The organism is Abiotrophia sp. (assembly GCF_057275535.1).
In genome coordinates this window covers 111,638-125,788 of the sequence record NZ_DBHIRJ010000004.1, presented here as the reverse complement: position 1 = coordinate 125,788, position 14,151 = coordinate 111,638, and the positions used below count along the sequence as shown (strand labels likewise).

Annotated in this window: 12 protein-coding genes; 3 read left to right on the top strand and 9 right to left on the bottom strand. The window is 50.8% G+C overall.

Annotated features, from left to right (window positions below; genetic code table 11):
* Window positions 1–25: 25 nt before the first annotated feature.
* Window positions 26–1,948, bottom strand: a complete 1,923-nt coding sequence (locus ACO53F_RS04300; RefSeq protein WP_485137442.1) for a BglG family transcription antiterminator — start codon at window positions 1,946–1,948, stop codon at window positions 26–28.
* Between the two features lie 208 nt (window positions 1,949–2,156).
* On the opposite strand from ACO53F_RS04300, the gene ACO53F_RS04295 reads away from it, so the two are divergent.
* Window positions 2,157–3,062: a CPBP family intramembrane glutamic endopeptidase gene (locus ACO53F_RS04295; protein ID WP_485137441.1), complete on the top strand. Its 906-nt coding sequence runs from the start codon at window positions 2,157–2,159 to the stop codon at window positions 3,060–3,062.
* 71 nt (window positions 3,063–3,133) lie between these two features.
* Here ACO53F_RS04295 and ACO53F_RS04290 read toward each other — a convergent pair whose 3' ends face one another.
* The 5 genes from ACO53F_RS04290 to thrC form a co-directional block, all read right to left on the bottom strand.
* The gene (locus ACO53F_RS04290; protein ID WP_485137440.1) at window positions 3,134–3,790 is read right to left on the bottom strand and encodes a YoaK family protein; all 657 of its coding nucleotides are present in this window, start codon (window positions 3,788–3,790) and stop codon (window positions 3,134–3,136) included.
* Window positions 3,791–3,865: 75 nt separating this feature from the next.
* Window positions 3,866–5,380 carry an ATP-binding cassette domain-containing protein gene (locus ACO53F_RS04285; protein WP_485137439.1) on the bottom strand — a complete coding sequence of 505 codons (1,515 nt, stop codon included), beginning with the start codon at window positions 5,378–5,380 and terminating at the stop codon, window positions 3,866–3,868.
* A 362-nt stretch (window positions 5,381–5,742) separates the two neighbouring features.
* The gene (locus ACO53F_RS04280; protein WP_070755998.1) at window positions 5,743–5,934 is read right to left on the bottom strand and encodes a CsbD family protein; all 192 of its coding nucleotides are present in this window, start codon (window positions 5,932–5,934) and stop codon (window positions 5,743–5,745) included.
* Between the two features lie 107 nt (window positions 5,935–6,041).
* Window positions 6,042–6,464 (bottom strand): GNAT family N-acetyltransferase, encoded by a 423-nt coding sequence (locus ACO53F_RS04275; protein WP_485137438.1) that lies wholly within the window; start codon window positions 6,462–6,464, stop codon window positions 6,042–6,044.
* A gap of 30 nt (window positions 6,465–6,494) precedes the next feature.
* A complete protein-coding gene (gene thrC, locus ACO53F_RS04270; RefSeq protein ID WP_485137437.1) occupies window positions 6,495–7,985 on the bottom strand; it encodes a threonine synthase in 1,491 nt (496 codons plus the stop codon).
* 120 nt (window positions 7,986–8,105) lie between these two features.
* Here thrC and ACO53F_RS04265 point away from each other — a divergent pair, with 120 nt between their 5' ends.
* Together ACO53F_RS04265 and ACO53F_RS04260 are read left to right on the top strand one after the other, a co-directional pair.
* The gene (locus tag ACO53F_RS04265) at window positions 8,106–8,807 is read left to right on the top strand and encodes an AzlC family ABC transporter permease (protein WP_485137436.1); all 702 of its coding nucleotides are present in this window, start codon (window positions 8,106–8,108) and stop codon (window positions 8,805–8,807) included.
* Window positions 8,804–9,130, top strand: coding sequence for a branched-chain amino acid transporter permease (locus tag ACO53F_RS04260; RefSeq protein WP_314394900.1), 327 nt, complete (start codon window positions 8,804–8,806; stop codon window positions 9,128–9,130). Before ACO53F_RS04265 ends, ACO53F_RS04260 begins: the two co-directional genes overlap by 4 nt.
* 46 nt (window positions 9,131–9,176) lie before the next feature.
* On the opposite strand, the gene ACO53F_RS04255 is transcribed toward ACO53F_RS04260, so the two are convergent.
* From ACO53F_RS04255 to ACO53F_RS04245, 3 genes are all read right to left on the bottom strand, one after another.
* Window positions 9,177–9,890 (bottom strand): hypothetical protein, encoded by a 714-nt coding sequence (locus ACO53F_RS04255; RefSeq protein ID WP_485137435.1) that lies wholly within the window; start codon window positions 9,888–9,890, stop codon window positions 9,177–9,179.
* Window positions 9,887–10,831, bottom strand: a complete 945-nt coding sequence (locus ACO53F_RS04250) for a polysaccharide deacetylase family protein (RefSeq protein ID WP_314693635.1) — start codon at window positions 10,829–10,831, stop codon at window positions 9,887–9,889. Before ACO53F_RS04250 ends, ACO53F_RS04255 begins: the two co-directional genes overlap by 4 nt.
* A gap of 164 nt (window positions 10,832–10,995) precedes the next feature.
* Window positions 10,996–13,944, bottom strand: coding sequence for a SpaA isopeptide-forming pilin-related protein (locus ACO53F_RS04245; protein ID WP_485137434.1), 2,949 nt, complete (start codon window positions 13,942–13,944; stop codon window positions 10,996–10,998).
* Window positions 13,945–14,151 lie beyond the last annotated feature (207 nt).

Below are 14,151 nucleotides of genomic sequence, written 5' to 3'. Positions count from 1 at the left end.
CCTCCTTTCCTATAAAATAAACTTGCTAACGAGATGGATGGGGAAATTCGCCCACAATAGCGGCCAAGAAGTCGTCGCGACTGCTGGCAGCTAAGAGGGACTTGAGCTGACGCGGATGGGCTAGGCACTGGCCTAGCCATTTGAAGAAGACCTGGGTGAAGGCCCAGTCGCTGTCCTTAAGCGCCAATAAAATGACGAGTTTAACAGGGTAGCGGCCCCACTCAATGGGACTGGCTAAATTGGCAATGGCCAGCACCGACTGATGACTGTGGGCTTGCAAGGGATGGGGAATGGCCAAAGCATAGTCAAAGTCCGTCGAAGATAGGGCTTCGCGCTCCAAGACCGAAGGCAGAAAGTCCGGCGTCACATAACCGGCTTGGGCCAAATCCTGGGCCATGAGGGTCAGAACTTGCTCGGGGCTGCTGGCCTGCAAGTCTTGATAGAAGAAGCGTGACTCCAGAAAGTCCCCCAATTGTAGGGCCAGCTGGATGGCTGTCTGACGCTGTTCTACTTGGTTAAGCAGACTAACCAAGGCTAGCTCATCTTCCTCATTGAAGAAGGTAGAAACCTGCAAGGTCGGAAGGCCCAAAGTCTGAGCCAGCGGCATAAAACTAATGACTAAGTCAACCGGCTGATGCAGGAGCTGGGCTTCACTGACATAATCAAATTGGGCTAGAATTTCCAGCCGGTGGCCGAAGCTAGCCTTGAGCCGGTCGATTGAGGATTGCATAAGGGGATAGTGCTGGGGCGCCAACAAAATGGCTCGCGCCTTCCATGGTCGCTCCAGGCGAGAATAGGAACTGCCAATATGGACGGCAATCAACCCGATTTCGGCTTCGGATAAGACCACCCCTAGGCGAGCTCCCAACCAGGTGCTGACCGTCACGGCTAGGTCGAAGACCAGGGGATACTGGCGTTTCATATCTTGTAGGAAGAGATTGGGCAGCTCCACCTGATAATGGAGGCGTTCGATTAGACCTTGAAGATGGAGATGGAAGCGATCCTTAAAGTCGGCATCACTAAGAAAATCCAAGCCCACCAAGTCTTGTAGGTGCTGGCCCAAGTCTTCAACCAGGTGGGTCAAATCCAGGGGGTGACCCTGATAGATGACCTGTGAGGCTAGCTCATGCATAGCCTGATAAGCTTCCAAGAGACGGCCAATACTGTAGGCTTCAGAAGCTGGAATCCGGCACTTATATTGCTTACCCACCCCCTGCAAGAACTTGCGAGCTAAGGCTTCTTCCTTAGGCGCCAGAGGCGGTAGGTCCTGACGATGATAGAGAAATTGACCGGCTAGCATACGCTGAACCGCAATCCCGACGTGCAGGAGTAAGATAGGTAAACTGGCAGGCCGAATCTGATAGTCTGCCTGCTGAAGCAGGCCTTGGAAATAGTGGGCCACCCAGACCATGTCGAATTCTTCATAGATAGCTAAGACCTTATCCAGATTCAAGAAATCGCCCTGAAGTTCTGAGGTTAGGAGCTCCCGATAGAGCCGGCGCTTCTGGAATTCAGGGCCCTTAAGCTGCCAGCCCTTGGCATCATGTTCTAGGTCTAAGTCCGGATAGGCCCCCACCAGCTGACCGACTTGATGCAAGTCCATGGTTAGGGTTTGGGGGCTGACATAGAGGTCTTGACTCAACTCCTTGAGGGTCTGAGGCTGACTGTCAGCCAATAGGAGTTTGAGTATATAATGTAGCCTTTCTTCCTGACTCTGTGGCAGACCCAGAGGACTGGGCTGATTGGAGTCTTCCAGGGCTTGGGCCACTAGCCGATAGCCCTTGTGGTGATGAGTTTGTATGGCTCCTGGATAGTCTTGCTTTAACTTGTTCATATCAGAGCGAATGGTCCGGTCGGAGACGCCCAACAAAGCCGCAAGATCCCGCCCCTTGAGCCAGCCTTGTGACTGGGCCAGGATGACCATGAGCTGTTCCTGTCGTGTCTGCATAAGCGCCCTCCTCCTAGGCTGTGACATCGCTTTCTCTCAATTCTATTATAACATTTTATGTGCCATCTAATCGCTAAAGTTATTTCCTAAGCTTAGGAAATGGCCGAAAAATCAAGAAAAGTATGGAACTGATTCCGATATTGGCTGATTGTTTACATTTGCCTTGATCTGCCAAGAGCCTTATACTAGAAGAAAAGGAGGTGGCTTAATGCCATTTATCAAAGCTAAATCAAGCCAAGCATCCGGTTGGGGCTGGATGCTTTCCATGCTGGCCTTCCCTCTCTTGTTTCACTACCTTCAGGACTGGCAGACCAAGGCCACCCTATGGGGCATCACACACCCCCGCTTCCAAATCCTCAATTGGACTCACCCCGAATTGGTAGCCCCACTCTTAAACGTCTTGGCCCTCTTTTCGACCTTGATTCCCCTCTTAGGCTTCGCCCTCTACGGTTGGACCCTGGGCCGACGGTCCTGGCAATCCATGGGCTTCAAGCGTCCCTTGATTGGCCCCTATCTACTGGGCTTTATTCTGGGTGGGCTACAACTGCTGGCCTGCCTCATCATCCCCGCCTTGCTAGGCCACTTATCGCTAGAACGCATTAGCCAGACGCCCGCCTTAGTTACCCTACTCTACCTAGCCGGCTTCCTCATTCAGGGCCTGAGTGAAGAAGTCATCTGCCGGGGCTATCTCATGAATGGTCTGGCCTTACGCTTTCCAACCTGGCTAGCGGTCCTGGCCAACTCCCTGATTTTCGCGGCCATGCATTTGGGTAACCCCAATGTCTCGACCCTGGCCCTGGTCAACCTGACCCTGGCCGGCCTGACCTTCTCCCTCCTCTTCGCCTATACGGAAAATATCTGGTTTGTGGGGGCGGCCCATTCGGCTTGGAACTTCGTGCAAGGGCCTGTTCTGGGCATCCAAGTATCCGGCATGAGCCTGCCTTATCCTATCTGGCACACCCGACTAGGAGGTCCTAAGCTCTGGACTGGTGGCGACTTTGGACTAGAAGGTGGTCTCTACTGCCTGATCATCGAAGTCCTCGCCATTCTGATTCTGGTCTATCTACTTAAGGCTAAAGCAGAGAAAAAAGTTCAACTAGAAGCCAAAAGCTGAGACTAAGTCTCAGCTTCTTTTTACCAAGTAAAAAATCCCCTTATATCCTATAAGATATAAGGGGATTTTGCTTATGCAGCTTGATGACAGTGGCGGAGGATAAAGTAATAGGTCCCCGTCAGCAGATAGGCCAGGGACAAGACCAAAATCATGCTGATAGCAGAATGATTAAGCCATATATAAGTCAGGAGCCCTCCTACTAGGAAACAGGCAATGCTTGCCATGTAGAAGATAATCTTGTGGCCATCTTCCTTATAGCCCCGCAAGTAACGTCCTAGCGCAAAGCCCGTATCAGTCAAGTAACCCGTAAAATGCGAACTGCGGACAATCATGCCGCGATAGTAGATAAACATACCATTTTGCGTCCCCATACCGAAGGACAAGAGATAGAGCCAGCTAGCCTGCCAGTTGAGGGCATAGCTTAAACCCAATAAGAGGCCAAAGCTAATCAGCAAAACACCGTAACGGTTGGCCAGGCGAAAGGATTTATCAGAGAATAAGAGGCCGCTTAAGATGCTCCCAGCCATAAAGGCCAGCAAGGTCAAGGCCAGACGGCTGGTCGCTTCCCCATCACCCCGCACTAAGGCTAGGACTAGTTGGGACAGGTTGCCCGTCATGTGGGTCGATGGCGTGGCTACCAGCCACAGGGTGGTCACATTGACTGCCCCCGCCAGGCTACTTAGTAAACCAATCCAAATGGCTAGCAGGATTCCTTGGTGGTGTTTCATTGATTTGCTCCTCTCAAGTCCAATACCTATTCATTCTATCACAAAGGCCTAGCTTTCAACAAGGAGATTCCGCTACTAGATTCCGGCTGGCTCCAAAGCCAGACGCCGGTCACAGACTTGGTCTAGGAAGCGTTGGTCATGGGAAACCACCAGAATGGCCCCGGGGAAGTCGCGAAAAATTTGCCTTACTTCAGCCTGAGACAGGGGCGAGAAATTACGGCTAGGCTCGTCCAATAACAAGACATTGACCTCCATCAGATTCAACTTAAGCAGGAGCAACTTGGCCTGCTGGCCCCCAGACAGTTGGCTAATGGGATGACGCATCTCATCAGGGTCGAAGCGTAGGCTACCCAGATAGGTCATGAGCTTAGTCTTCTCCTCCTGGCTACCCGATTCCTGGAGAAAGTCCAAGGGCGTCTGATCCTGAGGTAGGACCTGGCGATAATCTTGGGGCATATAGCCCAGACGAATGCCTGGCCGGTCTGTCAGCCAGTCACGGACTTGCTTGAGGAGGGTAGATTTGCCCACGCCATTGGGGCCCACTAGTCCGATTTTCTCCTGGCCTCGCCACTCCATGGTCAGGGGTTGGGTCAGAGCGCGCCCCTCTAGGCGGACCACATAGTCCGGCTCGTTGATCAGCCATTTGCTAGCGGGCAAGGGATGGGGGCAAGGCAGTTTGACCAAGATGGCATCCTCTTGAATGGGAATCTCCAGTAGGTTCTCAGCCTGACGCTCCAAGCGACGGCCCACAGACTTAACATTTCGCATTTTCTTAGCCAAGAGACGACCCAGGCTAGAATCATGGGCCTGACGTAATTGGTGTTGGACCTTGTCGTGCATTTGCCGCTGTCGGGCCTCTTGCTTGGCCTGCTCCTCCTGCTGCTTGCGGGCCAGCTGGCCCTGACGCTGGAACTGGGCCTCCCGTTGTCTGCGATAGGTCTCATAGTCCAGATTGACCAAATGAACCCGACTGGCCTTATGGTTATGAATGGTCTCAATATGCAGAATGCGATTGGCCACTTGAGCCAGGAAGGCCTCATCATGGGAAATAAAGAGAACCGCTGCCGGCAAACTAGCCAGGGTCCGACTGAGCCAGTCCAGTGTGACCAAGTCCAAGTCATTGGAAGGCTCATCCAAGAGCAGACAGTCCGGCTCCAAGGCCAGGGTCCGAGCCAACTGCAACTTGAGCTTCTCGCCCCCTGACAGAGTCCCCATTAGCTGCTGGCTAGTGAGACGATCGGGGTCAAAGCCTAATTGGCTGACTAGCTGATAGAAGTAACCATAGTCTACTTGCTCGGCCAAGACCGGATCAAAGCAATAAGCCTCGATGGTCAAGCCTTCATCTTGGGCTGGAAAAGTCTGGCCAATCCAGACCGTCCGACCAAAGGAATTAGAACAAGTGCCCGTCACCTCGACATAGGGCAGGGGCGCATCCGGCTGCCTGAGCCAGTTCAAGAGCGAAGACTTGCCGCAGCCTTCTTCGCCAATCAGGGCTAGCTTGTCGCCTGGCTTCAAGTCAAAGGACAGGGAAGGAATTAAGACCTTGAGGTCTTGTTGATGGGTCATGGTAAAATTTTCAACGTGTAACATCTGCTACCTCCTATATAAAGAGGGACCGATGCCCTATCTAGCGTCGGTCCCTGTTTGGAAGCAAATGGATGAAGCCAAAGAAAGAGTCTGCGCCCTAATATAAGGTGCGCCTGCCCTAGCTGCTTGTACCTCTTCACTAAAATTGACCGCACTAAATAAAGCCATCTTGATCCTTTATTTAGTAATTGACAATTTTAGTTAACTTTCATCGGCACAAGTACCTCCTTGGTGAATTACCTTTAGTATACGCTTACTTGGCGGGGAATGCAAGTGATTTATTAACCTAGCACTCTTACTTCAAGCACAAAAAAAGCACCCCTAGAACGAGGGGTACTGGTGATGCTAAGCTTATTTTACTTGGATTATTTGCCCAAGGAATTTTTGATGCCTTCCACTGCACCTTTGGCAGCTTCAGCCACGTCATGAGCCACTTCTTTGGCTTTACTAACGACGCCTTCAACGACGCCTTCAGTTTCAAGGCCTTTGTCGCCAGTTACTTTACCTGCCACTTCCTTGACTTTGCCAGCAGCTTGGTCGAGTTTATCTTCCAACATCTCAGTCCCCTCCTTTCTACTATGATGACTTTAGTCTACCACGTTAAGGTCCCCAGTACGAATTATTTGCCTAGCCATAGCAAAGCAAAAGAGACTAGGACAGCGTCCTAATCTCCTTGATTGGCTAAAAATCCAGTTAGCTCCGCCTGGGCAAAGCCCACTAGGCCGCGTCGGTCGTACCATTCCCGGACAGACTGGTTCCAAGGCGTGGTGTCAGTCACCAGAAAGACCTGACGATAGGTCTGGCTAGCTTCCTGAATTTGATTCAGCAATTGTCGGCCTATGCCCTGCTTCTGATAATCTGGCAGAACTAAGATGTCTTGGATCAAGGCCACATAGTGGCCATCTCCAACTGTACGCACCAGCCCCACTAGCTGGTCTTGGTCCCAGGCGCTAATGACATCCTGGGAAGCCGCCAGCATCTGACCCAAGTCAGATACCTGGTCTAGGTAGGCTGTCCAACCGACTGCCTGATAGAGTGGTCGCAACTGGGCATGGGAAATTTCCTTATCATGACGGTAGTTGATCATCTTAAGCACCTTCTTTCTTAGGACTTGTGATTAGAGCCCCAACTTAGCCAAGATGCTAGCCTTCATGCCGGCCACATCCACGACTTCATTATGACGGATTTGGGCTTCTTTGACTTCGAGAACGGCCGCAGGTTGTGGCACGCCAGAGATGGCTTCCAACAGGTCCACCAGGGTCAGGTCATCCACCTCAAGATCTAAGTCCTGGAAGGACTGCATGACAGAGCGCGGGAACTTGTAAGGGCTGGCGGTCGAAGCGATTAAGGTTGGCGTAGTGTCGCCGGTTTCTTGGCGGTAGTCGCCGTATACTGAAGTAGCCACTGCTGTATGTGGATCTAAGACATAGCCGGTCGCCTCATAGACGGCCTTAATGCTGGCTTCGATTTGGGCCTCATCGGCGTAACCCCCATAGAAATCAGCATAAGTTGCCTGCATTTGAGGCGTCACTTGGTAGTGACCTTGGTCTACTAATTGCTTCATATAAGCAGCCGTTTGAGCCGCATCATTACCGGTCGCATGGTAAATTAAACGCTCTAAGTTGCTAGAGATGAGGATATCCATGGATGGCGAATTGGTCACATAGAAAGGACGTTGACGGTCGTAGACGCCGGTCTTGAAGAAGTCAGTTAAGACATTGTTCTTGTTAGACGCACAGATGAAGGTCTTGATTGGCAAGCCCATTTGACGCGCATAGTAGGCCGCCAAAATATTACCGAAGTTACCGGTTGGCACATCCACATTGATGACATCGCCGAGGGCAATGACACCTTGGCTCACTAGTTGCAAGTAGGCAAAGACATAGTAAGCCACTTGGGGAATGAGCCGGCCAATATTAATGGAGTTAGCACTTGAGAATTGGTAGCCTGCTGCAGCAATCTGTTCATTAAGCACTTGGTCCCCAAAGAGGGCCTTGACTTGGCTTTGGGCATCATCGAAGTTGCTGGTAATGCCTACTACATAGGTGTTATCACCCTTCTGAGTCAGCATTTGCAGTTCTTGGATATGGCTGACGCCACCCTTAGGATAGAAGACCACAATCTTAGTGCCGGGTACATCCGCAAAGCCGGCCATAGCCGCCTTACCAGTATCGCCGGACGTAGCAGTCAGGATGACGATTTCCTTGTCAGAGCCTTGTTTCTTAGCCGAAGTGGTCATGAGATAAGGCAGGATGGACAGGGCCATATCCTTGAAAGCGATGGTCTGGCCATGGAAGAGCTCCAGATAGTAGGCATCCCCTACCTTCTTAACTGGGGTCAATTCTGGCGTGTCGAACTTGTCGCTGTTATAGGCCCCATCGATGCAGGCCTGTAATTCTTCCTGGCTGAAGTCATCAAAATAAGCCTTCATGACGGTAAAGGCAACCTCCTGATAGGACTTGCCCACTAGGTCAGCCAGAGGGACTGGCAGTTTCGGATGCTCCACCGGCACATAGAGGCCTCCGTCTTCCGCAATGCCCTTGAGGATGGCTTGAGAAGCGGTGACACGGTTTTCTGGGTTACGAGTACTTTGGTAATATAAGGTCATGGTGACTTCCCTCTTTTCACGTTAAATCTTCACTTGGTCATTATACCATAAGTCAGGTGGACTTGACAGGGCCAAGGAAGGCAATTAGAATGGGACTATTAACGATGCCGAGGTGAATCAATGAAACGTGCACTCTCCTATGTCTTCCCTAAGACCATCCCTATTATGACGGGCTTTCTCTTCCTAGGCTTCTCCCTGGGCATGTTAGCCGTCAGCAAGGGCTTCCCCCCCTACTTACCGGTCTTAATGGCCCTCTTTATTTTCGCTGGTTCCATGGAGTTTGTGACCTTGCAACTTTTGCTTGCTGCCTTCAACCCACTCCAGGCCCTGCTCTTGACCCTCATGGTCAATGCCCGCCATCTCTTCTATGGCCTAGCCATGTTGGACAAATACCACCATCTGGGCTGGCAGCAACCCTATCTAATCTTCGGCATGTGTGATGAGTCCTTCTCCATTAATGTGACGCTCGACTTACCTCAAGACCTTGACCGCGGCTGGGCCTACTTCCATGTGACCTGGCTCAACCAGTTCTACTGGGTCTGCGCAACGGCCATGGGGGCTTTTAGTGGCCCCTACTTGCCCATTAATGTCAAGGGCATGGACTTCGTCCTCAATGCCCTCTTCATTGTCTTGCTGATTGAACAATGGCGTTCTCACCGTCAACACTCCGCTGCCTTTATTGGCCTAGGCGCATCGGTCCTCTCTTTGGTCCTTTTCGGACCGGAAAACTTTATGATTCCGGCCATGATTCTCATGTTAGTCCTCTTTGGCTACCGCTACTGGCAGCAGAAGAAGCAGCAAGACCAGGAGGTGGGCGCATGACACCCTGGCAGCAAGCTATTACCATCGCACTAGTCGTTCTAGGAACTGTGCTGACACGTTTTCTAGCCTTCTGGATCTTCCCAGCACACAAGCGGCCACCCGCCTTCGTAAGCTACTTAGGCCAAGTGCTACCCACTGCCGTCATGGGACTCCTAGTCGTCTATGCCTTCCGCCATCTCAGCCCTAGTCTGCCCCAAGACAGTCTACTCATGATTGGCGCAGCCCTTATCACAGCTGTCTGCCACCTGTGGAAGCGTAACTTCCTCCTTAGCATCGCGCTGGGCACGGCCGTCTATATGACGGGCTTACATTTAATAGGATAAGAAAAACGAGCTAGGAAGCATCCTAGCTCGTTATTTTTATATTCAATTAAACCAGCACATTCAAGAGACCCATGAGTCCCATGCCTAGGAAGACGGCATAGGGAATGATCGGGCGCTTAGCCTGGCGGACCACCTCCTGATAGAGGTCCACAAAGGCCACATAGAAGAGATAGCCAGCCATGAGTTGGTTGAAGACGGCTAGGCTGATTAAGGAGCCCATGCCCTCGATTAGGACAAAACCTAGGCCAAGCCCAGCTAAGTTACCCAACACTAACCAGAGCCAGGTGCCAGCCTTAGCCGGACGGCTCAGGTCCCGAATGGTCATGGCCTCTACTAAGGCGTGTGGCGCCGTTAGGAAAAGATAGGCTGTCCCTAACCAGGGATTGACCCGGCAGAGGCTGTAAATCAGGACCCCTTCCAACATATTTTGGAGGGTGAAGGCCCCTAGGCGCAGGCGCCCGCTCGGTGCCCAGCCAACAAAGGAATGCAGGCCTGACATGAGGATGACCGGAGTAAAGAAGAGGATAAGGCTAAACAGAGTGGCCATACGGAAACCCAGAATCCCCATAAGGGTGGGCTGGGTAGAAGGCAATAAATCGAAGAAGACTAATTCTAGCCAGATGCCGCAAGTCAACAAGAGTAGTTGGCTGCGAACCCAAGGCCGTTGCTGCAACTTAGGGCCTAAGTGCCAGCCCCAAAAGGTGGCCAAGGCATAGGCGGTCATGCCCAAACCTAGGCCTAACCAAGCAAGTGGGCTCATGTTAACACCCCAAATTCATAGCCTTGAGACTTGAAGTAATCAATAATGTGAGGCAGGGCCTCAATGGTCAATTGCTTATCCGATGCATCGTGCATGAGAATGACCCGCACCTTGGCATCTGGCGCTACATAGAAGGATTTTTCCATATAGGCTAACATGTCACTCGGCGTGGTTGGGCGGGCAGACGGTGTTTCCGCATCGCCAGACATGCCATTCCAGTCCATCCAGTCAACATCTAGTTTCTTAAGGGAGGCATCCAGTTCTTCGGTCCCCTTCCAGGACATATGGCCACCTGGATAACGCCAGACAGCCGTGTGGAAATCCCGACCTAGCACTTCCTGCATAGAGGCCTGGGTTTCCTTGACTTCCTTGACTACTTGATTGACATCGACTACCCCGCCCGGAAAGAGACGATTGTAATCATGACTGTAGGAGTGAATCCCGATGGCGTGTCCCTCGCGAATTTGCCGTTCTAACAAGGGCCGGGTCTTGTCTCCCACCGTCTTGCCAATCACGAAGAAGGTGGCCGGCACCTTTTTAGCCTTTAGAATATCTAAAATCTTAGGCGTCACTTCAAAGTTAACCCCGTCATCGAAGGTTAAAAATACTATTTTTTTATCTGAGGCTTTAGAATCGTAGAGTAGCTTACGCACATCCTGGGCCTTATAGGCATAGGAATTAGCCGCTTGGTTATGGTTAGAACCCTTAACCAGATCTTGGGGCTTGCTTTCTGCTTCCTTCTTACTGGACTCTTGACTAGCTGAAGACTGAGATTGACCCGTTAAGGCTAACTGACTTGAGCTAGTCTCTTGGGAACTGTTCTGTCCTTCAATGGTCTGTAAGAAGAGCATGACGGATAAGACGCAGACAATAGAGACCAGGCACAAAATAAGTGCCAATAAGCTATTATAAAGTAGATTCTTCTTGTCCTTTGACCGCATGCTATCGCCCTCGCTATATTTATATCCTTGACTACAATCCTATTATACTCCACTGTCCAAAAAAATGCGACACTTTATTAGCCTGGGAGCCATTATTTTTTAGGCTAGCAAAAAGTCACCTCGCCTAGAATACTTTCTAAAGCGAGGTGACCAGCTAGTCTTGATTATGCTTCATGATTTTCATCTTGTGAGGCATCAGTAGACGCTTGATTCTTGCGACGACGGAAGAAGAGAATAGCGCCGCCGAGAGCTAGGAGAGCAAGAGCCAGTGGTGTTAACCAAGCCATGACTTGTTCACCGGTTGATGGCAAATTGCCGTCCTTGCGTTCTACACCAGAAGTCTTAGTCGCTGTCACCTTGTCAGATGAAGCACTCGAACTTGAGGAAGCCGCTGGTTTCTCAGCTAATTGAATGGTCCGCTTAGCCGTCTGCCCGTTGGCTAGCGTTAATTTAATCTTGGTTTGATCCAATTGGTAAGGTTCTGGAACGGCCACTACATAGTAGTCGTAGTCCCCTGCCTTAAGATTGGTAAAGGTGACTTTCCCTTGGGCATCCGTCTTCAATTGTTGGTTGCCTACGGCTAGGGTTACGTCTGCTACTGCTTGGCCGGCAACGTTGACCACGTTGAGTTCCAAGCTGGCTACTTGGGCCTTACGGCTGACCTTGAGGATTGGATGTAAGTCGGCACCTGGGGCCACATCTAAGGTTTGAGCACCTGTTTCAGCTTGATAAGCTTCTGGCACTTCCTTAATACCGTAAGTGTACTTACCTGCTTCCAAGGCTTCGAAGAGGATATTGCCTTGGTCGTCCGTTTGGCCTTCTAATTCACCTAAGTAAACCGTCACACCTGGGACACTTTGGTTATTGTCATCCATGACTTTCACCGTCACATTAGCGACTGCCTGTTGACGTTGAACGGTCAAAGTGATGGAGTGGTCAGTGTCAGCAGGTAATTCAGCATCGCCTGCTTGGGCGCCGGTATAATTTTCTGGCAAGTTGACAATCTCATAGTGGAAGGTCCCTGGGGTCAAGCCTTTGAAGACAGCTTGGCCGTATTCATTGGTGACTTGTACTTGGTCGCCAATCTTGACGCTAACGCCTGGCACTTCCTTGCCGGCATTGTCCAAGATTTTAACCGTCAGGTCGCGCTTCTCAGTTTGAGAAGAAGATGAGCTTGAAGCGGAAGCTTGGTCCTTACGGGTTACTTGCAAGGTAATGGAGTGATCCGTATCCGTTGGCAATTCAGCTTCGCCGCTTGGCGTGCCTTCATAGCCGTCTGGCAACTTGGTCACTGCGTAGCGAACCATCCCTGGTGTCAGCCCCTTGAAGTGAGCATCCCCATTCTCATCCGTTACAGCTGTCTGACCTTCAACCGTTACAGTGACACCCGCAACAATCTTCTGGTCTTGGTCTAAAATTTTGACCGTCAAATCACGTTTGGCTGCTGGAACTGCTGGGTTTTCAGCTTTCTTGGTCACTTGTAAAGTAATGGAATGGTCAGTGTCGCTTGGTAGTTCTGCGTCACCACTTGGCATGCCTTCATAACCGTCTGGCAAGTCAGTCACGGCATAGTGAACCGTCCCTGGCGTCAAGCCCTTGAAGTGGGCATCCCCAATCTCGTCCGTTACAGCTGTCTGACCTTCAACCTTAACAGTGACACCTGGTACAAGTTTTTGTTCTTGGTCTAAGATCTTAACCGTCAAGTCACGTTTAGTAACTTGAGGTTCAGCCTTCTTAGTTACTTGTAAAGTGATTGAGTGGTCGGTGTCGCTTGGTAATTCAGCTTCACCGCTTGGGGTCCCTTCGTAACCGCCTGGTAATTGGGTGACTGCATAGTGAACCTTACCAGGCGTTAAGCCCTTGAAGTGGGCATCCCCGTTTTCATCCGTCACGGCTGTTTGACCTTCAACGGTCACGGTGACACCTGGTACTAGTTCTTGCGCTTGGTCTAAGACTTTAATGGTTAAGTCGCGCTTAGCAGCTGGTGCCTCACTAGAAGCTGCTGCCTTCTTGGCTACTTGTAAAGTAATGGAATGATCGGTGTCACTTGGGAGTTGGGCTTCACCACTTGGTGTCCCCTCATAGCCTTCTGGCAATTGGGTTACCGCATAGTGAACGGTACCTGGCGTCAAGCCTTTGAAGTGGGCATCCCCGTTTTCATCCGTTACGGCTGTTTGGCCTTCAACGGTCACCGTCACACCTGGTACAAGTTTTTGTTCTTGGTCTAAGACCTTAATGGTTAAGTCGCGCTTAGTCACTTGCGACTCAGCTTTCTTAGCCACTTGTAAGGTAATGGAATGATCGGTGTCACTTGGGAGTTCAGCTTCACCGCTTGGTGTCCCTTCATAGCCTTCTGGCAATTGGGTCACGGCATAGTGAACCGTCCCTGGCGTTAAATCCTTGAAGTGGGCATCCCCATTCTCGTCCGTCACGGCTGTTTGGCCTTCCACGGTGACCGTGGCACCCGGCACAATTGCTTGCGCTTGGTCTAAGACCTTAATCGTCAAGTTTCGCTTAGCTGCTGGTGCTTGGCTAGAGGATTGAGCTGGCGCTTGTGGCGCACTACCTGCCCCATCTTGGTCAGACAGGGTAACGGCTAACTTGGACACCATCTTTTGATGATCAGCACTTTCTAAGTCTGGGCCTGCCTTTACTTCGAAGGTCACTTCATAGTAGGACTGACCTTGGTCGTCTGTCTTGAGACTCCCCTTGTCAGACTGTTCCTGTATTTGCTTGTTGGCGGCGATATCTTGTTCTGACCGCTTAGGAATAGAAGTTTCAACTTTTTGTGCCTTAAGGACCTTGTCCGCACGTTTGAAACCTTGACCATCATACAAGCGTAAACGATACTTCCCTGCGGTTAGCTTAGGTGCTTCGCTAGCTTGGGTGTCAGATTCATGACGATAAACGACATTGCCTGCCTCGTCCAGGATTTCATAGGTTGCATTTTCCTGACGTTTTGGCGGATTGGCATCAACTTGCAACAGAATATCCACCGATACTTCAATCGGTGAGTTAGGATTCACTTGTGCTAGGACCAGTCCAGAAGGTACATAGGTCGCTAACATTCCGGCAACTGCAAGGGCAGCTCCAATTTTTCTTAAGCGATTCATACTCTCGCCTCCTTTACCCATATATTACCACATTCAATTGACCCTGTGGGGCATGTCGATAAGAAGTCTAGATTAAATCAATAATCTTCATCATAAATTCATAAATAGGAAAAAATTTGCACTTAAGAAAGCCACCCCCAGGTCCATTGTATAGGCAAATAAAGCCCTCTCACAAAAGCGGTCAAGTTAGCCAGTCCTCTAACACTA